Here is a 22226-nt window from a genome sequence, read left to right as displayed (position 1 = left end):
GATGTGGTGGCCGAGCACAGTGATCGGGGCCGGGGCCGGCTTCGCCGTGGCCAGCATCCCCGGCGCGCTGCTGGGGGCGTTGCTGGGGCAGGCCATGGATCGACGTCTGCGCCTGCAGGACTGGGACGACGTGCGCGAGCGCCTGGGCGGTCGGCCGACGCTGCGCGACGAAGAATTGCTGTTCGTGTTGCTGGGCCGCCTGGCCAAGAGCGACGGGCGGGTGGCCGAGGCACATATTCACCAGGCGCGTCAGGAGATGAGCCAGCTAGACCTGGGCGAACCGGCCAGGTTGCGGGCGATCGCCGCCTTCAATCGCGGCAAGGCAGGCAAGGACCGACTGGGTCACTACCTGCGGCGCATCGCTGAGCAGCCCCATGGCGCCGAGGGCACCTTGCGTGCGTGCTGGCGCATGGCCTGGGCCGACGGCAAGGCCGGGCACCACGAGCGTGAATTGCTGTTGAACTGGGGGCGGCAGTTGGGCATGAGCCGGGTCCAGGTGCAGGCCTTGTCCCAGGAGTACGAACCCAGGCGTTCAACCGTGTCGAGCGATGCCATGACCTATGTCGCCGCCCTCCGCCTGCTGGGCGTGGAGGCCGACAGCGACGCCGAGCGGATCAAGCAGGCGTATCGACGTCTGGTCAGCCGTCACCATCCCGATAAACTGGTGGGCAGCGGCGCCAGCGAAGCGCGCGTGCGCGAGGCCACCGAACGCACCCGTGAACTGCACCAGGCCTATGCCCTGGTGCGCAAGCGGCGAGGATTCTGAGCCGCGTTCGTGCAGATCATTCGGCAGGTTGCGGCATCATCCAGCCGCGTACGCGGCGGAACAGTTGCTCCTGCTCCGCCGTGCGGTCGCCGGGCATGGCGATCAGCGACAGTTGGCGGTACTGGCTGTCCTTCTCCCGCTTGCTGGCCTGCAAGCGCCGCTTGGCTGCGTCCTGGTCACGGGTGCGCGTGACGAAATAGATGTCGGCGGTGGGGATCTTGAGTGTCGGCACCAGGCTTTCCAGATCGTGCTCGACCCGCGCCGGCGTTTGCGCCGCGATCAGCGCCAGCTTCTGCACCTGTGGTGGTTGCTTCTCGCTGACGTACCGCGCGGCCCAATAGGCGCCGCTGCCATGGCCGATCAGTACGATGCTGTGGGCGTTCTGCTGCTGGGCGAAGGCCACGGCGGCATCCAGGCGGGCGAAGATGCGGGCGGCATCGGCCTGGTCGTTGTGGTCGCTGGTGCGCGCGGTGTCGCCAGTCTGCGCGGTGTCCGGATCGGCCGCCGTGGCCTGGGCGACATTGGCATTGGCGTCGTCCGGCGTAGCCTTGGCTGGCGCGCTGGTGCCCTTGTCGTCGCCCTTGGACGCCGGCGCTGGCGTGTCGTCGCTTCTGGGCTGCGGGGTGTCGGCCAGAAGGTCCGGCAGGCTCAGGCTCAGGCTGTGCCAGCCGACATCGGGAAAGCGGCTGCGCAATGGCCCCACGGTGTCCGGCCAGTCGGCGGACTCGCCGGCACCTGGAACGATGATCACCGCGCCTTTGGGATCGGTGTCGTTGGCCGGTTTCCACAGCGCGAGGAAATCGCCACCCTCGGCCTGCAAGGTCTGCTGCTCGACTTTCGGCACCCGGCGCTCCAGGGCCAGGGCATCCTCCTGGCTGCGCTCGAGCAACGGCGCGCGCACCTCGGTGGCCGGTGCGGCGGGAGCAGGGTCGGGATCGGCGGCGCGTGTTGCCAGAGGGAACGAGGCGGCCAGGCAGAGCATGGCCAGCGACGTGCGGTGAGGTAGGAGCATGGAGCCACCCAGGATCAGAAAAGTACTGGCAGACTAATGCTAAATGCCCGCGACGGCCACGCCGATCTCCGTCGATGCACGGGCCTGCGCTCGCCAACCCGTGACCGCGTTGCGTCGAGGCCGGCATCGGCCACTGGCGAATGTGTGGCAGGTGCCGTGCAGACGATGCCGATTGATACCAATCAGCCTTGCTTCCCCCGCCTGGGTTACAATGCGCGCCACCGTGATTTCCACCACCATAGGTGCGCCATGCAGCCCTACGCTATTGCTCCCTCCATTCTTTCCGCCGATTTCGCCCGCCTGGGCGAAGACGTCGACAAGGTCCTGGCCGCTGGGGCCGACTTCGTCCATTTCGATGTCATGGACAACCATTACGTACCCAACCTCACCATCGGCCCGATGGTCTGCAGCGCCTTGCGCAAGTACGGCGTCAGCGCGCCGATCGACGTGCACCTCATGGTCAGTCCGGTCGACCGCATCATCGGCGACTTCATCGAGGCCGGCGCCACCTTCATCACCTTCCACCCTGAAGCCACCCAGCACATCGACCGCTCGCTGCAACTGATTCGCGACGGCGGCTGCAAAGCGGGCCTGGTGTTCAACCCGGCTACCGGGCTGGACGTCCTCAAGTATGTGATGGACAAGGTTGACATGGTTCTGCTGATGAGCGTCAACCCAGGCTTCGGTGGCCAGAAGTTCATCCCCGGCACCCTCGACAAGCTGCGCGAGGCGCGCGCGCTGATCGACGCCAGCGGCCGTGACATCCGCCTGGAGATCGACGGCGGCGTCAACGTCGGCAACATCCGTGAAATCGCCGCGGCTGGCGCTGACACCTTCGTTGCCGGCTCGGCGATCTTCAATGCCCCGGATTACGCCGACGTCATCGCCAGGATGCACGCCGAACTGGCCCTGGCTCGCCCATGAGCGGCTTCGAGCAGCTGTTCCCGGGAACGCTGCCCAAGCTGGTGATGTTCGACCTGGACGGCACGCTGATCGACTCGGTACCCGACCTGGCCGCCGCTGTCGATCGCATGCTGGTCGCCCTCGGGCGCCCGCCGGCAGGCCTGGATGCGGTACGCCAGTGGGTCGGCAATGGCGCCGAGGTGCTGGTTCGCCGCGCCCTGGCCGGTGCGCTCGAGCACGACCAGGTCGACGCCCACCTGGCTGCCCAGGGCCTGGAGCTGTTCATGCAGGCCTATGGCCAGAGCCACGAGCTGACCGTGGTGTATCCAGGGGTTCGCGACACCCTGCGCTGGTTGCACAAGCAAGGCGTGGAGATGGCATTGATCACCAACAAGCCTGAGCGCTTCGTCGCGCCATTGCTGGACCAGATGAAGATCGGTCGGTATTTCCGCTGGATCATTGGCGGCGACACCTTGCCGCAGAAGAAACCCGATCCGGCGGCGCTGCTGTTCGTCATGCAAATGGCCGGTATCGCGCCAGCGCAGTCCCTGTTCGTCGGCGACTCGCGCAACGATGTGCTGGCGGCTCGCGCGGCCGGTGTGCAAAGCGTCGGCCTGACCTACGGTTACAATCATGGACGGCCGATCGAAGAAGAATCGCCCAACCTGGTGCTCGACGATCTGCGCCTGCTGCTGCCCGGTTGCGTCGTCACCGACACTGGGATAACGTGGGCGAACCTCAACGCCTCCCAGGACAGAGACCGCACCGTGGGTATCACTGGCAAACTCTGGATGAAAGTCATCAAGGCCCTGGCCCGCTGGCGCTGGCGCGCCTGATCCTGCCTGCCGGCCCCTGCCGGCCCATCCGCTTGCCCGTTTCCCTTGCTGCTTGCCTTGAGGCTACCCATGACCCGCGAAGAATTCCTGCGCCTGGCCGCTGCCGGCTACAACCGCATTCCCCTGGCCTGCGAAACCCTGGCCGACTTCGACACGCCGCTGTCGATCTACCTGAAACTGGCTGACCAGCCCAACTCCTACCTGCTCGAGTCGGTGCAGGGCGGTGAAAAGTGGGGGCGCTACTCGATGATCGGCCTGCCATCACGCACGGTCCTGAGGGTTCACGGCTACCGGGTCAGCATCCTCCACGACGGGGTCGAGGTGGAAAGCCACGAGGTGGAAGATCCGCTGGCCTTCGTCGAGACCTTCAAGGACCGTTACCAGGTCGCCGACATCGCCGGCCTGCCGCGCTTCAATGGTGGGCTGGTCGGCTATTTTGGCTACGACTGCGTGCGGTATGTCGAAAAGCGCCTGGGTGCCAGCCCCAATCCCGACCCGCTGGGCGTGCCGGACATCCTGCTGATGGTCTCCGACGCGGTCGTGGTGTTCGACAATCTCGCCGGCAAGATGCATGCGATCGTGCTGGTCGATCCCGCTGCCGCCGACGCCTTCGAGCAAGGGCAGGCGCGTCTGGCCGGTCTGCTCGACACCCTGCGCCAGCCGATCACCCCACGTCGCGGCCTGGACCTCGGTGGTCCGCTGCCGGCAGAGCCCGAATTCCGTTCCAGCTATACCCGCGCCGACTACGAGCAGGCCGTGGCACGGATCAAGGACTACATCCTGGCCGGCGACTGCATGCAGGTGGTCCCCTCGCAGCGCATGTCCATCGACTTCAAGGCCGCGCCCATCGACCTCTATCGGGCACTGCGCGCCTTCAACCCCACGCCCTACATGTACTTCTTCAACTTCGGCGACTTCCATGTGGTCGGCAGCTCGCCGGAGGTACTGGTGCGTGTGGAGGATAACCTGGTCACGGTGCGGCCGATCGCCGGTACCCGTCCACGGGGCGCCAACGAGCAGGCCGATCGCGCATTGGAAGAAGACCTGCTGTCGGACGACAAGGAGATCGCCGAGCACCTGATGCTCATCGACCTGGGGCGCAACGATGTCGGCCGGGTCTCCTCCACGGGCAGTGTTCGCCTGACCGAGAAGATGGTCATCGAGCGCTATTCCAACGTGATGCACATCGTGTCCAACGTGACCGGCGAGCTCGCCGAGGGCCTTACGGCGATGGACGCGCTGCGGGCGATCCTGCCGGCCGGTACCTTGTCGGGCGCGCCGAAGATCCGCGCCATGGAGATCATCGACGAACTGGAGCCGGTGAAGCGTGGCGTCTATGGCGGCGCGGTAGGTTACTTCGCCTGGAATGGCAACATGGACACCGCCATCGCCATCCGCACGGCCGTGATCAAGGATGGCGAACTCCACGTGCAGGCCGGTGGTGGCATCGTCGCCGACTCCGTGCCTGCGCTGGAGTGGGAGGAAACCATCAACAAGCGCCGCGCCATGTTCCGCGCGGTGGCACTGGCCGAGCAGACGCCCGTCGACTGAGGCAGTCCACTCAGCACGCCCGCGCCCGCTTGGCACCTCCCCTACGAGCTCTCGAGCCTGGTAGGGGAGGTGGCGGCGATGCCTTCAAGCCCCAAGCCCTTCAGGCAGCGCCTAGAAGTCGAGACTCACGCCCAGGCTCACCCCTTGCTGGGTCAGCTCATCGCTCTTGCGCCAGTTGTAGTTGCCCCGCAGGTTCACACCGGGTAACAACTGATGGCTCACGCCCAGGCTGGCGCGCGTCAGGTTGCTGGCTGGGGTATAGCCGGCCAGGGTGAAGTCATTGTCCTGCAATGTCGCCATGTGCAGTGTCAGGTCCTGGCGGTCATCTTCGAACTCATGTTCGCGCGCCACTTCGGCGGACAGTCGCGTGCCCGGCAGCAGCTGGACGCTGCCCAGCAGGCCGGCGCCCAGGCGACGGGAAGTGCGGTCCTGGTCATCGAAGCCCATGGCCGTGGAACGACCACTCTTTTCGTCATAGCCATCGACCTTCACGCGGGCATAGTCGGCGCTCAGGAAGGGGGCCAATTGCCAGGTGCTGTCGTCGACCGCCAGGTTGTAGCCCAACCGGGCGCTGAACGCACAGGCCTCGCCATCGGTATCACCTTTCTCGGTGCGCTCGGCCGGACCGAGGGCGAAGTTGCGCTTGAGGTCGTCATAGTTCAGATGCCCGGCGGTCAGTGCCCCGTCGGCCCACCAGCGGTCGCGCTTGTACTGAGCGAAGGCGCTGGCGAGGTAACTGTCGAGCTTGTAGTCGGAGTCGCGCTGGCCTGCTTCTAGTTTCTGGCGATAGGCCCCTGCCGCGATGCCTACCCGCCAGGCCTCATCGAGCCGATAGCTGCCGCCCAGGGTCAGGTTGTAGCCGCGCCCGTCGCCACTGGCCGCGCTGCGCTGGCTGCCGAAGTCCAGGTCCTGTGCGCCGGTGGCGACGAACGCCTGCCACTGGCCAATCCCTTGCCATGGGGTCTGCCACTGGTTGCGTAGCTCGTCCTGGTGGGCGCGAACACTGGCCTGCGCCATTTCCGGGAGCAGTGTCAGTTCCCAAGGTGCCGCCAGGATGGAATAGGCATAGTCGGCGATCAGCTGCTGCCCGGCGATGGTCGGATGCACCGAGTCGTTGAACAGCAGCCGCGAGGGGTCGGGGTTCGTGCCATTCACGCCATACACGGGGTTGGCCGTGCAGCCTTCGCCGCTGTAGCAGGTGCCGACCAGGTTCTGTCCGGTCGCCAGCCCGAACTGTCCAGGATCGTTCAGCGCTTCGCCGAGCAGGCCCGGGACATTCAGTGGGATGACCTGCGCGTCCACCTGGCGCAGTTGAGTCAGCAACGCCTGGTTGAACACGCTGGAAAGCTGCGACAACGGTGCCTGCTGCGGCGTACCGCTGAAGTTGGGTGTCTGCCCGAGGTCGGGCAGCAACCACACCATGATGTAGCGTGCGCCACCCTGTTGCAGAGCCTGCGCACTGGCGGCCAGCCGGGCCCCGGCAGCCGCGGCGCTGGCGGGGCTGTTGACCAGGCCCTGGAGGAAGTCATTGCCGCCTCCGGTGAGGTAGTACAGCGCATTGGGGTCGGCTCGCCCACCGTTCGCCAGGTAGCCCGGCCGCTCGCGCAGCACCAGCCCGGCGCCCAGGCGGCCTGGCGGGATGACCGCTTGGGAAGTATCGGTGATGGCCTCCAGCACCTGTTGCGTGGTGTAGCCGCCCACCGCCCAGTTATTGCCGTCGGGCCGGCCTTGCAGCAGATTGCTCAACGATGTCGAGGGGCCTGTCACGGAACCGGAGAAGCCCAGCTTGCCGGCAAGGATCATGGGCGAGACCGGCGCGTACTCACCGTTGGCCTGGCGATTGGTGAAACGCAGGCCCTGGGCGCTGCCGCTCAGGTCGGGAAACTGTCCGGCATCGGCAAGGCTGTCGCCGAACACGTACAGCGAAGAATAAGGCGAGGGCGCGGCCATGGCCTGATGGCATGCGAGGGTCAGCAGGCAAAGGGTGGCACGCAGGAAGGCGGGTCTTCGCATGGAGGAAATTCCGTTTCGTTGTTGTTGTGGGCCCAGCGTTGCATGCCGGCCTGAAGACCTTAGCAAAAAAACCGGTGGTCGGTTCTGCGCCCTCGTGTTTCCGGGTGTTTAGCGCATGTTGCACACACTGGCGCCGTAGGCTACTGTGCGGTCACGTACAAGCGAGAAATCCCCCGTGTCGATCGTCAGCAAACTCCTGATGCGCGTTATCAAGGCTCACGCCCGTTGGCGTTGGCGCGCCTGACTCTTTCTCCCGCCGGTCGCGTCCGGCCCGTCCCGTTTGCCTCCTGCCGTTTTCTCGTCGCCTGTGCGATAGCGCACGCCCATGAGCCACGCAGGCAGGTTCGAAAGCTCAGTCAGTAGATTCAAGAGGTTGCCCAGATGTTACTGATGATCGATAACTACGACTCCTTTACCTACAACGTTGTGCAGTACCTCGGCGAGTTGGGTGCCGAGGTCAAGGTGATTCGCAACGACGAACTGACCCTCGCCCAGATCGAAGCCCTGCAGCCGGAGCGCATCGTCGTCTCGCCCGGCCCCTGTACGCCAAGCGAGGCGGGCGTTTCCATCGAGGCCATCCTGCATTTCGCCGGCAAGTTGCCGATCCTGGGCGTGTGCCTGGGCCACCAGTCCATCGGCCAGGCCTACGGGGGCGATGTGGTCCGTGCTCGCCAGGTGATGCACGGCAAGACCAGTCCGGTATTCCATCGAGACCTCGGCGTATTCGCCGGTCTCAACAACCCCCTCACGGTGACCCGCTACCACTCCTTGGTGGTCAAGCGTGACACACTGCCGGAGTGCCTCGAAGTCACGGCCTGGACGGCCCACGAAGACGGCACGGTCGACGAGATCATGGGCCTGCGTCACAAGACCCTGAACGTCGAAGGTGTACAGTTCCATCCCGAGTCCATCCTCACCGAGCAGGGCCATGAACTGTTCGCCAATTTCCTCAAGCAGACCGGCGGCCGCCGTTAAGGATCGATATGGATATCAAGCAGGCGCTGAATCGCATCGTCGGCCATCTGGACCTCACCACCGAGGAAATGCGCGACGTCATGCGCCAGATCATGACCGGGCAATGCAGCGAGGCGCAGATCGGCGCCTTCCTCATGGGCATGCGCATGAAGAGCGAAAGCATCGACGAAATCGTCGGCGCCGTGTCGGTCATGCGTGAACTGGCCGACAAGGTCGAGCTGCAGAGCCTGGACGGTGTCGTCGACATCGTCGGCACCGGTGGCGATGGCGCCAACATCTTCAACGTTTCCACCGCTTCGGCGTTCGTGCTCGCCGCAGCCGGCTGCCCGGTGGCCAAGCACGGCAACCGCGCCGTTTCCGGCAAGAGCGGCAGTGCTGACCTGCTGGAAGCGGCGGGTATCTACCTGACCCTCACCCCCGTCCAGGTCGCCCGCTGCATCGACAGCCTGGGTATCGGCTTCATGTTCGCGCAGAGTCATCACAGCGCCATGAAATATGCGGCCAGTCCGCGCCGTGACCTGAGCCTGCGCACCCTGTTCAACATGCTCGGCCCGCTTACGAATCCGGCCGGCGTAAAGCACCAGGTGGTCGGCGTGTTCACCCAGGCGCTGTGCCGTCCGCTGGCCGAGGTGCTCCAGCGCCTGGGCAGCAAGCACGTGCTGGTGGTGCATTCCAAGGACGGCCTCGACGAATTCAGCCTGGCCGCGCCGACCTTCGTGGCCGAACTCAACAACGGCCAGATCCGTGAATACTGGGTCGAGCCCGAAGACCTCGGCATGAAGAGCCAGAGCCTGCACGGCCTGGCGGTCGAAGATCCACAGGCCTCGCTGGCGCTGATCCGTGACGCGCTGGGGCGGCGCAAGACCGAGAACGGCCAGAAGGCTGCCGAAATGATCGTGCTCAATGCGGGCGCGGCGCTGTATGCCGCCGATCACGCCATGAGCCTGAAGTCGGGCGTCGAACTGGCCCACGATGTGCTGCATACGGGCCTGGCCTGGGAAAAGCTCCAGGAGCTGGGCGCCTTCACCGCGGTATTCAAGCAGGAGAACGGAGCATGAGCGTACCGACGGTGCTGGAGCGGATCATCGCCCGCAAGTTTCAGGAAGTGGCAGAACGCAGCGCCCGCGTCAGCCTGGCCGAGCTTGAGGGCATGGCCAGGACGGCCGATGCGCCGCGTGGCTTCGCCAATGCGCTTATCGCGCAGGCCCGGGCCAAGCAGCCGGCGGTCATTGCCGAGATCAAGAAGGCTTCGCCGAGCAAGGGTGTCATCCGCGAGCACTTCGAACCGGCGGAGATCGCCGTCAGCTACGAGAAAGGTGGTGCCACTTGCCTGTCCGTGCTCACCGACGTGGATTATTTCCAAGGGGCCGATGCGTACCTGCAGCAGGCGCGTGCAGCGGTCTCGCTGCCGGTGATCCGCAAGGACTTCATGATCGATCCCTACCAGATCGTCGAAGCCCGTGCACTGGGTGCAGACTGCGTGTTGCTGATCGTTTCCGCGCTGGATGACGTGAAGATGGCCGAATTGGCCGCCACGGCCAAAGAGGTCGGCCTGGACGTGCTCGTCGAAGTGCACGATGGCGACGAACTGGAGCGGGCGCTGAACATCCTCGACACACCGTTGGTGGGCGTCAACAACCGCAACCTGCACACCTTCGAGGTCAGCCTCGACACCACCCTCGACCTGCTGCCGCGCATCCCGCGTGACCGTCTGGCCATCACCGAGAGCGGCATTTTCAACCGTGCCGACGTCGAGCTGATGGAAATCAACGAGGTTTACTCCTTCCTGGTAGGCGAGGCGTTCATGCGCGCAGAGCAGCCAGGACTGGAGCTGCAGCGGCTGTTCTTCCCCGATCAGGTGAAAAAGAGCGTTCAGCCTCTGGACTGAACCGACCGAGCCGGCGTGATGCCGGCTTTTTTGTCCGCGTCGCGCAGGCCTGAAAAGAGGGCTTGAGCAAGGTGAATCCATGACCGATCGCGTCCTTCGCCTTCCCGTCGAGCACGGCCTGCGCGCCGAGCAGGAGCTGCTCGGCGCCGTCTGCCGTGGCGAGCGTGAGGCGGCAGTGCTGTTCTGGCGGCCAACCGACCATGCGCTGGTGATGCCCCGTCGCATGAGCCGTCTCGAACACTTCGAAGCCGCCTGTACCGAACTGGCGATCGCCGGCTGGCCGGTGCTGTTGCGCGAGACCGGTGGCGAGCCGGTACCGCAGTCTCCTGCCACCGTGAACCTCGCACTCGTCTACGTGGCACCTCGCAGCGAAGGCGACCATGGACGCATCGAGCAGGCTTATCAGCGGCTGTGCCAGCCCTTGTGCGAGGTGCTGCGCGAGTGGGGCGGCGTGGCGTCGGTCGGCGAGATCGACGGCGCGTTCTGCGACGGGCGCTACAACGTCAATCTCGAAGGCCGCAAGCTGGTGGGCACCGCCCAGCGCTGGCGCCAGGGCCTGGGCGGCAAGCGTCCGGTGGTACTGGTCCACGGCGCGTTGCTGCTGGATAACGAGCGAGAATCCATGGTGGCGGCGGTCAATCGCTTCAATCACTGCTGTGGGCTCGAACAGCGCTGTCGCGCCGACAGCCACATCGCCCTGCATGAAGTGGTCCCGGCCGCCCCCTGGTTCGAGCGGCTGGACCGCGCCTATGCCGAGGTGATCGCAGCGCTGCCGCAGGATTAACGGGTACCGTAGACCACCATCGTCTTGCCCTTGACGTGCACCAGGCTGCGCTCCTCGAGATCCTTGAGCACTCGGCCGACCATCTCTCGGGAACAGCCGACGATCCTGCCGATCTCCTGGCGGGTGATCTTGATCTGCATGCCATCAGGGTGCGTCATGGCATCCGGCTGCTTGCACAGGTCCAGCAGGCAGCGAGCCACCCGGCCCGTGACGTCGAAGAATGCCAGGTCGCCGACCTTGCGCGTGGTGTTGCGCAGGCGCTGCGCCATCTGGCTGCCCAGGGCATAGAGAATTTCCGGGTCCTGGCGGGCCAGTTCGCGAAACTTGTCGTACTCGATCTCGGCGACTTCGCATTCGGTCTTGGCGCGTACCCAGGCGCTGCGCTGCTGTTGCGGCCCGGCCGGCTCGAACAGGCCCAGTTCGCCGAAGAAGTCGCCACTGTTCAAGTAGGCGATAATCATCTCGTGCCCCTCGTCGTCCTCGATCACGACAGTGACCGACCCCTTCACGATGTAGGACAGCGTCTGCGCCCTGTCACCCGCGCAGATGATGTTGCACTTGGCGGCATAGCGGCGGCGCTGACAATGCACCAGCAGCTTGTCGATATTCTTGATCTTGCCCGGCAGGGGGGAGGCTACCATCACGACATCCTGTTCAAGGTACGCAGAGAATTCTGTGGGGAAATGCTGACAAGTGCGTCGTTAATTTGGCGCCAGTTTATCAGATGCTTCCGATTTATCGGCACGAGACGTCAACCTCTTGAGCTTTTCCGAATACCTCACAAGGTCTAAGCTGACGGCCTTTTATCAGAGCAGGAGACCGTATCGATGAAGGCGCGCATTCAGTGGGCCGGGGAGGCCATGTTTCTCGGTGAGTCGGGGAGTGGGCACGTCGTGGTCATGGACGGTCCACCCGAGGCGGGCGGTCGCAACCTCGGCGTACGGCCGATGGAAATGTTGCTGCTCGGTCTGGGCGGTTGCAGCAACTTCGATGTGGTCAGCATCCTGAAGAAATCCCGCCAGGCGGTGGAAAGCTGCGAAGCCTTCCTGGAGGCCGAGCGTGCCGACGAGGATCCCAAGGTGTTCACCAAAATCCATCTGAACTTCGTGGTCAAAGGGCGGGGCCTGAAGGAAGCTCAGGTCAAGCGTGCCGTGGAGCTGTCGGCTGAAAAGTACTGCTCGGCATCGATCATGCTCGGCCGCGCCGGGGTGGAAATCACCCATGGCTACGAGATTGTCGAGCTGGGTTGAGCCGACCGGCGAGCGCTGCCTGGCTCAGGCTCTCAATCGCGCAGGGCAGGCAGGGCAGTCACCAGCCAGCCCGGCAGGCGCGCCCGCAAGGCCGCGCTCAACTGCTCGCGACGCTTCTGGTAGGCCAGGCCGAGACCGATCGCCGCCAGCCCGATGACCGTCAGCACTACCGGGAACAGCAGTGACTCGGCAAACACTTCGTACGACAGATAGCCCAGGTACGAGGCGACGCCGAGTGCACCGAAGGCCATGAAGACCGGTCGGCGCAGCAGCACTGCGCAACCCATCAACAGCAGATTGATCAGGCAGTAGAGCGCCTTGCTGAGCTCACTGTCGCTGTTCATCGAAGTCAAGCCGCACCAGAACGCCAGCAAGCCTGCCAGATAGCCCCAGCCCGCATAGTCGTGTCGGGTGCGGCCGTCGACCACCACGAAGACCACCAGCAACGCCAGCCCGAACCCGATCGAGACCTGCTCGCGTTGCGACCAGGTCAACGTCTGGCCATACCACCAGGCCGCTGTGTCCATGGACATGAACCACAACGCCAAGGCGATCGGCATGACGACGAAAGGGAAGGGAATCAAGCGCAGCATCGCTATCCCCGCCACGACCGTGGCAGCTTCCATCAACAGCCAGCTGGCGTTCACGTGGGTGTAGTAGGGGTGGTAATCGTCCTGCCAGATATCCTGCGGCCACCAACCCAGCAGTCGTTCGAACGCGAACACGGCCAAGGGCACGATGCTGACGGACGCTGCAGCCAGTACTCCGGCAGGAGCCGTCTGCTGGCGCCGCTGCATCGCCAGGGCGAGCCAGGTCAGCACAGCGATGTATGAGCAGGCCACTGCCAGCAGTGCCCAGTCGCCGATGCGCATCCACGCCTCGGTCAGCAACCAGCCCATGGCGGCCATGATCAACAGGCCCCCGAAGTAGAAGGCGACGTTGGCCAGCTGGAACCCCTCCTGCGGTCTGGCGCCGCGCCGCAGGAATGCCAGGAGCTCATGGTCCTGCCCGGGTCGCAGGATACCGGCGTCTACGGCGTTGGCCAGATCCCGGGCATCGAAGCGCTCGGTCATCGGCAGACCTAGATCCGATAGGTGCTCTTGGTCATGACCTTGGCCAGCAGGCTCATGCCCAGGCGCACCGGCGCCGGAAAACGGTAGCCTCCGGCTTGCAGTGCGGAATCGGCGTGCTGCTCTTCGTCGACGCGCATCTGTTGCAGAATGGCCCGAGACTTTTCATCCTGCGCGGGCAGTTGCTCAAGGTGCTCGTCGAGGTGCTTGCAGACCTGCTGCTCGGTCGCGGCGACGAAACCGAGGCTGACCCTGTCACTGACCAGGCCGGCCACCGCGCCGATGCCGAACGACATGCCGTAGAACAGGGGATTGAGCACGCTGGGGTGGCTGCCCAACTGGCGAATGCGCTGCTCGCACCAGGCCAGATGGTCGATCTCTTCCTCGGCCGAGTGTTCCATGGCCTTGCGCACCTGGGGCAGGCGGGCGGTCAGGGCCTGGCCCTGATACAGCGCCTGGGCACAGACCTCGCCGGTATGATTGATGCGCATCAGCCCGGCGATGTGGCGCGTTTGCGCGTCGTCCAGCTCGGCGTCTGGCTGGATGATCGCAGGCGAAGGACGGGACGGTTGGCCGCTGAACGGCAGCAAGGTACGCAGGGCGGTGTCGGCCTGCAGCAACAAGCGGTCGAGCGGCGAGTAGTGACGTTCGGTAGCCATCGGGCACCTCCGCTGAAGTGATGCCCGACAGTCTACCCCAATCCCCGGGGACGGGCTTGCGTTGAGTCAGCCCGGCGGCCAGTTCATCTGGCGCTGACCGAGCACGTGCATGTGAATGTGATAGACCGTCTGCCCGCCCTGAGGGTTGCAATTCATGACCACGCGAAAGCCCTCCTCGCAACCCTGTTCCACCGCCAGGCGCTGGGCGGTGAACAGAATGTGGCCGGCCAGGGCCTTGTCCTCTTCGGTGAGGTGATTGAGGGTCGGGATGTGCTTTTTCGGGATGACCAGGAAGTGCACCGGGGCCGCCGGCGCGATGTCCTTGAATGCCAGGACCTGGTCGTCTTCGTAGATGATGTCCGCCGGGATTTCCCGGTTGATGATCTTGAGGAATAGATCGTCCACTTCACGTGCTCCTTGGTGAGGGTCCCGCGCAGTGTACTGAGCGGCGCGCCGCTCGCACAGGACCTATTCGATGCCGATCGGACAGTAGCGCCGATGTATCAGCCCGGCCAGCTTGCGCGTCGCCCAGCGAGGCAGCAGACGAGGAGCGAAGGCGAGCCAGCGGTTCAGGCGCCCCGGCACGATCAGCGCACGGTTGCGCTCCAGCGCCCGTACGGTATACAGCGCCACTTCCTCCGGGCTCATACAACGACGGCTGCCCTCCAGGCGGGGAATGGGCCGACGGGACGAATGCACGGGCCCGGGGCAGAGCACCGAAACCTTGATGCCGGTGCGTCGCAGCTCTTCGCGCAGGGCCTGGGAAAAGCTCAGCACGTACGCTTTGCTGGCGCTGTAGCAGGCCATCCAGGGGCCAGGCGCCGCACTGGCCAGCGAGGACACATTGAGGATCTGCCCGCCGCCCTGCACCGCCATGAGATTGCCTATGGCATGACACAGACGGGTCAGCGCCAGGATGTTCACCTCGAGCTGGTCCTGCTCGTCGGCCCATTCATGAGCCAGGAACGGGCCGTAGGTACGTAGTCCGGCGCAGTTCACCAACAGATCGATACGCCGCTCGCCTTCTTCGAGTTCGAGCACGAAGCCGGAAAGCCGCAGCGGCTGGCTGAGGTCGCAGGCACGCAACAGCACTTCGACACCAAAGCGCTGGTTCAACTCGATGGCGATGGGTTCGAGGGTCTCGCGATGCCGTGCCACCAGGATCAGGTTGCGCCCACGCCGCGCCAGCGCCTCCGCCAGGGCCAGGCCAAGGCCGCTGGAGGCTCCGGTGATCATGGCATAACGGGTCATGCAAGGCTCCTGGCGGCTGAAGAGGGCCGCTAGTGTACAGCGTGCCCGCACCCCTTGTTGGCTTTTGCGAGCGGCTCAGAGGGCCAGGCTGCCGCTGCGCTCCAGAGCCGCCAGGTACTCCTGGCGCAGGCGCTCGATCAAGCTGGCTGCCGGTGGCAGGTCATCGATCCCGCCGACGCCCTGGCCGGCGGACCACACGGTTTTCCAGGCCTTGGCCTCCTCGTCCAGCGGCTTGAGCCGACTGGGCTCGGCGCTGGCCTTCAGCGCGGCCAGGTCATAGCCCGCCTGCTCCAGGCTCTGGCGCAGGAAGCTCGCCGGCACCCCGGACACCGCCGGGGTATGCACGATGTCAGCGGCGCTGGCCTCGAGCAGCATCTGCTTGTAGGCGTCCTGGGCCTGGCTTTCTGCGGTGGCGATGAAGCGTGTGCCCATGTAGGCGAGGTCCGCACCGAGCAAGCGTGCCGCCAGGATCTCGTGGCCGTGATCGATGCAACCGGCCAGCAGCACGGTCTTGTCGAAGAATCGACGAATCTCGGCCAGCAGCGCGAACGGGCTCCAGGTTCCGGCATGGCCACCGGCACCGGCTGCCACCGCGATCAACCCATCGACCCCAGCCTCGGCGGCTTTTTCCGCGTGGCGACGCGTGGTGACATCATGGAATACCACACCGCCATAGGCGTGCACGGCGTCCACCACTTCCTTGGCAGCCCCGAGGCTGGTGATGACGATCGGCACCCGGTGCTCCACGCACAGGGCCAGGTCGGCCTGAAGGCGAGGGTTGCTCGGGTGCACGATCAGGTTCACCGCGTAGGGTGCGGGGGCGTCCAGCATCGCCAGGCCCGCCTCGATTTCCTCCAGCCACTGCTTGAATCCGGCGCTATCTCGGCGGTTCAGTGCCGGGAAGCTGCCCACCACGCCCTCGGCACAGCACGCCAGCACCAGCTGCGGGTTGGAAATGAGGAACATGGGGGCGGCGACCACCGGCAGCCGCAATCGGTGTTCGAGAATCGAGGGCAGTGCCATCGCGAGGCTCCTTGGCTCAACAGGTCAGAAAGGTTTGACCACCACCAGGATGACGATGGCCAGCAGGATCAATACAGGCACTTCATTGAACCAGCGGTAGTAGACATGGCTGCGGGTGTTCTGCCCGGCCGCGAAGCGTTTGCGCTGCGCACCGCAGATGTGATGGTAGCCGGTCAGCAGGATCACCAGGGTCAACTTGGCATGCATCCAGCCCTGACTCAGCCAACCGGGTGTCAGGTAGAGCATCCAGATACCGAACACGAAAGTGGCGATCATCGCCGGGTTCATGATGCCGCGGTACAGCTTGCGCTCCATGACCACGAACCGCTCCTGGCTGATGCTGTCCTGGCTTTGAGCGTGGTACACGAACAGGCGCGGCAGATAGAACAGGCCAGCGAACCAGCAGACCACGCTGACGATATGCAGGGCCTTGATCCAGAGATAAAGCATGTGGGGTGTTCCTTCAGGTTTTCACGGTAGTCACAGAGTAGTGTTGCGCTGGCGACCAGGGCTAGCCAAGAGTTGTTACAGACGCCACGTCACCCTATCATCGTGCGTTTTCCAGTGGTCTCGTTGATGAGGGGCAAGCGTTATGATCAAGGTCGGTATCGTCGGCGGCACCGGGTACACCGGTGTCGAACTGTTGCGCCTGCTGGCGCAGCATCCTGAAACCGAAGTGGCGGTCATCACCTCGCGCTCCGAAGCGGGTGTGGCGGTGGCCGATATGTACCCGAACCTGCGCGGTCATTACGACGGTCTGCGCTTCAGCGTGCCGGACAGCCAGACCCTCGGCGCCTGCGACGTGGTGTTCTTCGCCACGCCTCATGGCGTCGCTCATGCCCTGGCCGGCGAGCTGCTGGCCGCCGGCACCCGCGTCATCGATCTGTCCGCCGACTTCCGTCTGCAAGACGCCGACGAGTGGGGCAAATGGTACGGCCAGCCCCATGGCGCGCCCGAGCTGCTCGGCGAGGCGGTCTACGGGTTGCCCGAGGTCAATCGCGAGCGCATTCGCCAAGCGCGTTTGATCGCGGTGCCGGGGTGCTACCCGACCGCTACCCAGCTCGGCTTCCTGCCCCTGCTCGAGGCCGGTCTGGCCGACGCTTCGCGGCTGATCGCCGACTGCAAGTCGGGCGTCAGCGGCGCTGGCCGGGGCGCTGCTGTGGGATCGCTGTTCTGCGAGGCCGGCGAAAGCATGAAGGCCTACGCGGTCAAAGGTCATCGCCATTTGCCGGAAATCAGCCAGGGCCTGCGTCTGGCGGCGGGCAAGGACATCGGTCTGACCTTCGTCCCGCACCTGACGCCTATGATCCGCGGCATCCATGCCACCCTCTATGCGAACGTGGTCGACACCTCGGTCGACCTGCAGGCGCTGTTCGAGAAACGCTATGCCGAAGAGCCGTTCGTCGACGTCATGCCGGCCGGCAGTCATCCGGAAACCCGTAGCGTGCGTGGGGCCAACGTCTGCCGGATCGCCGTCCACCGCCCCCAGGGCGGCGACCTGGTAGTGGTGCTGTCGGTGATCGACAACCTGGTCAAAGGCGCCTCTGGGCAGGCGGTGCAGAACCTGAACATCCTGTTCGGCCTGGATGAGCGCCTGGGCCTGAGTCACGCCGGTCTCCTGCCGTAATCTCAGGCGCCGGGCTTGCAAGGGGCGGGCGAGGCGATCCTCGAACCAGGCGCTTGCCCGTCGCCTATTGTTGACCAATTTTCTCGGAGAAGCGGATAATGCGCGTCATCGAGTGTTATTGGCGGCCAACGCCGGGAGAACCCACATGAGCGTCGAAACCTTCACCCCCACGGCCCTGGAATTCACCCAGGGTGCAGCACACAAGGTGAAGACCCTGGTGTCCGAGGAGGGCAATGATCGCCTCAAGCTGCGTGTATTCGTCACCGGCGGCGGTTGCTCGGGCTTCCAGTACGGCTTCACCTTCGATGAAGACGTGGCCGAGGACGACACCATCGTCGAGCGCGAAGGCGTTTCGCTGGTAGTCGACCCCATGAGCTTCCAGTACCTGGCCGGTGCTGAGGTGGATTATCAGGAAGGTCTGGAAGGCTCGCGCTTCGTGATCAAGAACCCCAATGCCGCCACGACCTGTGGCTGCGGGTCTTCCTTCTCGATCTGAGCCCTGTCTTCATGCGCGACGCCGTGCCTGTGCACGGCGTTTTCATTTGGGCGGCTCAAGCGGGGTAGATCGCCCCAAGTACCCGCAGGCCTCTGGCGGCCGTGACGCTCGGTCGATTGGCCGGGATCCGCTCCAGGCAGCAGTGGGCGAGCCAGGCGAAGGCCATCGCTTCGACCCAGTCCGGATCCACCCCGTGCGCCTGAGTGCTGCTTACGCTCATGTCGCCGAGCAGCGCCGCCAGGCGCGTCATCAGGGCGCCATTGCGCGCACCGCCACCGCAGACCATCAGCCTTTCAGTGTGCGGCTGGGCGCTACGCAGCGCATCGACGATGCTGCGCGCGGTCAGTTCCAGCAGGGTGGCCTGAACGTCCTGCGCCCGATACCGGGGCAATCCTGCCAGGTGGTTCTGCAGCCAGGTCAGGTTGAACACTTCGCGCCCTGTGCTTTTCGGGCCATTGCCGGCGAAGAATGCATCGCGCAGCAAGCTGGTCAGCAGATCGTCCTGTACCTGGCCGCTGGCCGCCCAGGCACCGTCGGCATCGAACGTGTCGCCCCGTTCGTGCTCGATCCAGGCATCGAGCAGCACATTGCCTGGGCCACAATCGAACCCTCGCACGGGCGAGCCCCCGGCGATCAGGCTGAGATTACTGAAGCCTCCGACATTGAGCACTGCCAAGGTCTGGCCGAGGTGGCCGAAAAGGGCCTCATGGAACGCTGGCACCAGCGGCGCGCCCTGACCGCCCGCGGCGACATCGCGGCGACGGAAATCGCCCACCACGCAGATGCCGGTCAACTCGGCCAGCAGGGCCGGGTTGCCGATCTGCACCGTGAAGCCGCGGGAAGGTTCATGGCGAATGGTCTGACCATGACTGCCGATAGCGCGGACCGACGCTGGTGCGACACCTTGTTCGTCCAGCAATCGCTGGATGCCCTTGGCGGCCAGGGCCACCCAGCGATTCTCCGCCAGCGCGGCGCGGGCGATCTCGTCGGGACCGCTGGCACACAGGCTCAGCAGTTCCTGGCGAAGATCCGAAGGCATGGGCAGGTAATGGGTGGCGAGCAGCCGAGGCTGCTCGCGCTGCTCGATCAGGGCGATATCCAGCCCATCCAGGCTGGTGCCTGACATCACTCCCAGGTAAAGCGCCATCTCAGCGCTTGTTCGCAGCGAGCAACGTGGCCTTTTCCTGGTCCATGCGCGCTACCAGAGGTTGGCTTTGCTGCAGGAAGCGTTGACGCTCGGATTTGGCGATGGGGTCGGCCATGGGCACTTTCTGGCTCAAGGGATCCACGTGCACCCCATTGACCTGGAACTCGTAGTGCAAGTGGGGTCCGGTGGACAGGCCGGTCGTGCCGATGTAGCCGATGATCTGGCCCTGCTTGACGCTGCTGCCGGTCTTGATGCCTTTGGCGAAGCCCTGCATGTGACCGTACAGCGTCTTGTAGCTGTTGCCATGGGCGATGATCACGGTGTTGCCGTAGCCGCCGCGACGGCCGGCGAGCTCGATGCGCCCGTCTCCGGCAGCCTTGATCGGCGTGCCGCGCGGTGCCGCGTAGTCCACGCCCTTGTGCGCCCGGATTTTGTTGAGGATCGGGTGCTTGCGTCCGGCGGAGAAGCGCGAGCTGATGCGCGCGAAGTCGACCGGGGTACGGATGAACGCCTTGCGCAGGCTGTTGCCGTCTGCGGTGTAGTAGCTGGTATTGCCCTGCTTGTTGGTATAGCGAACGGCCGTGTAAGTCTTGCCACGGTTGGTGAAGCGCGCGGAGAGGATGTTGCCGGTGCCGACCACCTTGCCATCCATGATCTTCTGCTCGTACACCACGTCGAATTCATCACCCGGGCGGATGTCCTGGGCGAAATCGATGTCGTATCCCAGCACCCGTGCCATGTCCATGGTCATGCTGTGGGACAGCCCGGCGCGCTGTGCCGAGGCCGACAGCGAACTCTTGATCACGCCATGGGCATAGGCCGTGCGTACCACAGGCTTGGTGATCTCCCGGGAGAACGCGTAGCCCTTGCTGGACTTGTCCAGGCGGATGCTTTCGAGCTTGCTGACCTGGCTGTGCAGGCTGGTCAGTTCGCCAGCCTTGTCGAGTTCGAACTGCAGCACCTGACCGTGCTTGAGCTGGCTGAACTGTTTGGCCTGCTTGTCGCTGGCCAGCACGTCATGGACCGCGTTGGCGGGCAGACCCACCTTGGCGAACAGGGTCGAGAGAGTGTCACCACGTGCCACGACCACTTCGCGATGGCCAGGAGCCTTTTCTTCGGGCTTCCGTTCCACCACCGGCGGTTGCTGTTCAGTGGCTTGCTGCGTTTCGGGGGTATCGCCCTCGATCTGTGCGAAGGGCGAGCCGCTGCTTTCGCCGGCCTGCACCAGCGGCGCGGCCCGGGATTCGTCGTTGAGTTGCTCGGCCGGCGTTTCGAGTTCCAGGCTGAGGGTGGTCTTCTTCGCTTCTACGTCGCTGGAGGGAAATACCAGCAAGGCCAGGCTGAGCAGGGCGGCGATACCGCTTGCGGCCAGCAGGTGGCTTTTCGGATAAAGCGGGGGCGCTTTAGGCGTGTCGTTGGTCATAGGTGAGGTGACTTTGAGAAAAAAAGTGAATGAAAAAAGTGACTTAAATCGCTGCAAGACACGTTGGAATAGATGAATGACATGATGAAGATGAAGTAACTGTATAAAATATAACCAAATTCGCCATCGCGCAAGGCCGCGTAGACGCCTGCATCCCTCGGTCGGGTCACATTCGGTGCCCAAACTTGTATTTGACGCCCGATCTTGTATCGTTGTTCCCCTTTGAATTTGAGCCTTGCGGGTCTGTCTATGAAGTCGGTTGAAGAGCAGCTGGCGCTGATCAAGCGCGGCGCGGAAGAGGTACTGGTCGAGTCGGAGCTGGTCGAGAAGCTGAAGCGAGGCCAGCCACTGCGTATCAAGGCAGGCTTCGATCCCACGGCTCCAGACCTGCACCTGGGGCACACCGTGCTCATCAACAAACTGCGCCAGTTTCAGGATCTAGGCCATCAGGTCATCTTTCTGATCGGCGATTTCACCGGCATGATCGGCGACCCCAGCGGCAAGAGCGCCACCCGCCCGCCGCTGACCCGCGAGCAGGTCCTGGACAACGCCGAGACCTATAAGCAGCAGGTGTTCAAGATTCTTGACCCGGCCAAGACCGAAGTCGCCTTCAACTCCACGTGGGTGGACAAGCTCACCCCTGCCGACTTCATTCGCCTGGCTTCGCAATACACGGTCGCGCGCATGCTGGAGCGTGATGACTTCGACAAGCGCTACACCACCCAGCAGCCGATCGCGATCCATGAGTTCCTCTACCCGCTCGTGCAGGGCTACGACTCGGTCGCCCTGCATGCCGATGTCGAGCTCGGGGGTACCGATCAGCGCTTCAATCTGCTCATGGGTCGTGAGTTGCAGCGCGCCTATGGCCAGGAGGCGCAGAACATCGTGACCATGCCTTTGCTCGAAGGGCTCGATGGCGTCAAGAAGATGTCCAAATCTCTCGGCAATTATGTCGGCATCCAGGAAGCGCCGGGGGTGATGTACAGCAAGCTCGTGTCGATCCCCGACACCTTGATGTGGCGCTATTTCGAGCTGTTGAGCTTCCGTTCGATGGAGGAAATCGACCAGTTCCGCACCGACGTCGAGCAGGGTGCGAACCCACGCGACATCAAGATCAAGCTGGCCGAGGAGATCGTTGCGCGTTTCCATGGCGAAGAAGCGGCTGCCAATGCCCATCGTGCAGCGGGCAACCGTATGAAGGATGGCGAATTGCCCGAAGATCTGCCCGAGGTCGAAGTGGTCTCGGCAGAAGCTCTGCCGATCGCTGCGATCATCAATCGTGCTGGCTTGGTCAAGAATTCCGCGGCGGCTCGTGATCTGCTCGGTGCCAACGGCGTGAAGGTCGATGGCGTCGTAGTGAATCGCGATTTCACGTTCGCGCTTGGCGCTACCCATGTCGTGCAGGCTGGCAAGAAGGCCTTTGCGCGAGTGAGTCTGAAACCTGAGTGATTGGCGTATCCGTCTTCTTTATAGGAAGGGATGGAAACAGCGGGGAGGCCGGCAGGCCTCCCCGCTGCGTTTTCCGCGATCTGAAAGATTCCTGAAATAAAAG

General features: G+C 64.3%; 23 protein-coding genes. 12 read left to right on the top strand and 11 right to left on the bottom strand.

Annotated features, from left to right (window positions below):
* The first annotated feature begins 1 nt into the window (after position 1).
* Entirely contained in the window at positions 2-766 is a 765-nt protein-coding gene (locus IAE34_RS16095) for a TerB family tellurite resistance protein (protein ID WP_200139955.1), read from the top strand.
* A 16-nt stretch (positions 767-782) separates the two neighbouring features.
* Here IAE34_RS16095 and IAE34_RS16090 read toward each other — a convergent pair whose 3' ends face one another.
* On the bottom strand, positions 783-1778 hold the full coding sequence (locus IAE34_RS16090) for an alpha/beta hydrolase family protein (RefSeq protein ID WP_200139954.1): 996 nt from the start codon (positions 1776-1778) through the stop codon (positions 783-785).
* A 249-nt stretch (positions 1779-2027) separates the two neighbouring features.
* On the opposite strand from IAE34_RS16090, the gene rpe reads away from it, so the two are divergent.
* The 3 genes from rpe to trpE all read left to right on the top strand — a co-directional run bounded on the left by rpe (position 2028) and on the right by trpE (position 5068).
* Positions 2028-2702: a ribulose-phosphate 3-epimerase gene (rpe, locus tag IAE34_RS16085; protein WP_200139953.1), complete on the top strand. Its 675-nt coding sequence runs from the start codon at positions 2028-2030 to the stop codon at positions 2700-2702.
* Positions 2699-3517 (top strand): phosphoglycolate phosphatase, encoded by an 819-nt coding sequence (locus IAE34_RS16080; protein WP_200139952.1) that lies wholly within the window; start codon positions 2699-2701, stop codon positions 3515-3517. The genes rpe and IAE34_RS16080 overlap by 4 nt, the downstream gene beginning before the upstream one ends.
* Before the next feature lie 69 nt (positions 3518-3586).
* Positions 3587-5068, top strand: coding sequence for an anthranilate synthase component I (gene trpE, locus IAE34_RS16075; RefSeq protein ID WP_200139951.1), 1482 nt, complete (start codon positions 3587-3589; stop codon positions 5066-5068).
* 111 nt (positions 5069-5179) lie between these two features.
* Here the strand turns inward: trpE and estP are convergent, their stop codons facing one another.
* Positions 5180-7081, bottom strand: a complete 1902-nt coding sequence (gene estP / locus IAE34_RS16070) for an esterase EstP (RefSeq protein WP_200139950.1) — start codon at positions 7079-7081, stop codon at positions 5180-5182.
* Positions 7082-7462: 381 nt separating this feature from the next.
* Between estP and IAE34_RS16065 the strand changes: the two genes are divergently transcribed.
* The 4 genes from IAE34_RS16065 to IAE34_RS16050 all read left to right on the top strand — a co-directional run bounded on the left by IAE34_RS16065 (position 7463) and on the right by IAE34_RS16050 (position 10728).
* Positions 7463-8056 (top strand): aminodeoxychorismate/anthranilate synthase component II, encoded by a 594-nt coding sequence (locus IAE34_RS16065; RefSeq protein ID WP_200139949.1) that lies wholly within the window; start codon positions 7463-7465, stop codon positions 8054-8056.
* A gap of 8 nt (positions 8057-8064) precedes the next feature.
* The gene (trpD, locus tag IAE34_RS16060; protein WP_200139948.1) at positions 8065-9114 is read left to right on the top strand and encodes an anthranilate phosphoribosyltransferase; all 1050 of its coding nucleotides are present in this window, start codon (positions 8065-8067) and stop codon (positions 9112-9114) included.
* Positions 9111-9944 (top strand): indole-3-glycerol phosphate synthase TrpC, encoded by an 834-nt coding sequence (gene trpC / locus IAE34_RS16055; protein WP_200139947.1) that lies wholly within the window; start codon positions 9111-9113, stop codon positions 9942-9944. Before trpD ends, trpC begins: the two co-directional genes overlap by 4 nt.
* A gap of 79 nt (positions 9945-10023) precedes the next feature.
* Positions 10024-10728 carry a lipoate--protein ligase family protein gene (locus tag IAE34_RS16050; protein WP_200139946.1) on the top strand — a complete coding sequence of 235 codons (705 nt, stop codon included), beginning with the start codon at positions 10024-10026 and terminating at the stop codon, positions 10726-10728.
* Here IAE34_RS16050 and crp read toward each other — a convergent pair.
* Positions 10725-11369 carry a cAMP-activated global transcriptional regulator CRP gene (crp, locus tag IAE34_RS16045; protein WP_200139945.1) on the bottom strand — a complete coding sequence of 215 codons (645 nt, stop codon included), beginning with the start codon at positions 11367-11369 and terminating at the stop codon, positions 10725-10727. The two genes, IAE34_RS16050 and crp, sit on opposite strands and share 4 nt — an antisense overlap.
* Before the next feature lie 186 nt (positions 11370-11555).
* Here crp and IAE34_RS16040 point away from each other — a divergent pair, with 186 nt between their 5' ends.
* A complete protein-coding gene (locus IAE34_RS16040; RefSeq protein WP_119137772.1) occupies positions 11556-11978 on the top strand; it encodes an OsmC family protein in 423 nt (140 codons plus the stop codon).
* A 32-nt stretch (positions 11979-12010) separates the two neighbouring features.
* Here the strand turns inward: IAE34_RS16040 and IAE34_RS16035 are convergent, their stop codons facing one another.
* The 6 genes from IAE34_RS16035 to hemJ all read right to left on the bottom strand — a co-directional run bounded on the left by IAE34_RS16035 (position 12011) and on the right by hemJ (position 16431).
* The gene (locus IAE34_RS16035; protein WP_200139944.1) at positions 12011-13051 is read right to left on the bottom strand and encodes a DUF2157 domain-containing protein; all 1041 of its coding nucleotides are present in this window, start codon (positions 13049-13051) and stop codon (positions 12011-12013) included.
* Positions 13052-13059: 8 nt separating this feature from the next.
* Positions 13060-13707: a 2-polyprenyl-3-methyl-6-methoxy-1,4-benzoquinone monooxygenase gene (gene coq7 / locus IAE34_RS16030; protein ID WP_200139943.1), complete on the bottom strand. Its 648-nt coding sequence runs from the start codon at positions 13705-13707 to the stop codon at positions 13060-13062.
* 66 nt (positions 13708-13773) lie between these two features.
* A complete protein-coding gene (locus tag IAE34_RS16025; protein ID WP_200139942.1) occupies positions 13774-14112 on the bottom strand; it encodes a histidine triad nucleotide-binding protein in 339 nt (112 codons plus the stop codon).
* A gap of 63 nt (positions 14113-14175) precedes the next feature.
* A complete protein-coding gene (locus IAE34_RS16020) occupies positions 14176-14958 on the bottom strand; it encodes an SDR family NAD(P)-dependent oxidoreductase (RefSeq protein ID WP_200139941.1) in 783 nt (260 codons plus the stop codon).
* A 75-nt stretch (positions 14959-15033) separates the two neighbouring features.
* Positions 15034-15981, bottom strand: coding sequence for an NAD(P)H-dependent flavin oxidoreductase (locus tag IAE34_RS16015; RefSeq protein ID WP_200139940.1), 948 nt, complete (start codon positions 15979-15981; stop codon positions 15034-15036).
* A 24-nt stretch (positions 15982-16005) separates the two neighbouring features.
* On the bottom strand, positions 16006-16431 hold the full coding sequence (gene hemJ / locus IAE34_RS16010) for a protoporphyrinogen oxidase HemJ (RefSeq protein ID WP_200139939.1): 426 nt from the start codon (positions 16429-16431) through the stop codon (positions 16006-16008).
* Between the two features lie 142 nt (positions 16432-16573).
* Here hemJ and argC point away from each other — a divergent pair, with 142 nt between their 5' ends.
* Positions 16574-17608, top strand: coding sequence for an N-acetyl-gamma-glutamyl-phosphate reductase (argC, locus tag IAE34_RS16005; RefSeq protein WP_200139938.1), 1035 nt, complete (start codon positions 16574-16576; stop codon positions 17606-17608).
* A gap of 145 nt (positions 17609-17753) precedes the next feature.
* The gene (gene erpA / locus IAE34_RS16000; RefSeq protein WP_029615063.1) at positions 17754-18104 is read left to right on the top strand and encodes an iron-sulfur cluster insertion protein ErpA; all 351 of its coding nucleotides are present in this window, start codon (positions 17754-17756) and stop codon (positions 18102-18104) included.
* Positions 18105-18159: 55 nt separating this feature from the next.
* Here erpA and IAE34_RS15995 read toward each other — a convergent pair whose 3' ends face one another.
* Positions 18160-19251, bottom strand: coding sequence for an anhydro-N-acetylmuramic acid kinase (locus IAE34_RS15995; protein WP_200139937.1), 1092 nt, complete (start codon positions 19249-19251; stop codon positions 18160-18162).
* Position 19252: 1 nt separating this feature from the next.
* A complete protein-coding gene (locus IAE34_RS15990; RefSeq protein ID WP_200139936.1) occupies positions 19253-20674 on the bottom strand; it encodes a peptidoglycan DD-metalloendopeptidase family protein in 1422 nt (473 codons plus the stop codon).
* A gap of 249 nt (positions 20675-20923) precedes the next feature.
* On the opposite strand from IAE34_RS15990, the gene tyrS reads away from it, so the two are divergent.
* Entirely contained in the window at positions 20924-22123 is a 1200-nt protein-coding gene (tyrS, locus tag IAE34_RS15985; RefSeq protein WP_200139935.1) for a tyrosine--tRNA ligase, read from the top strand.
* The last annotated feature ends 103 nt before the right edge of the window (positions 22124-22226 follow it).

Origin of the sequence: Pseudomonas sp. S30 (genome assembly GCF_016518545.1) — a bacterium.
Taxonomy (GTDB): Bacteria; Pseudomonadota; Gammaproteobacteria; order Pseudomonadales; family Pseudomonadaceae; genus Aquipseudomonas.
Note: the sequence above shows the minus strand (reverse complement) of the source record. Positions and strands in the feature narration are given on the sequence as shown.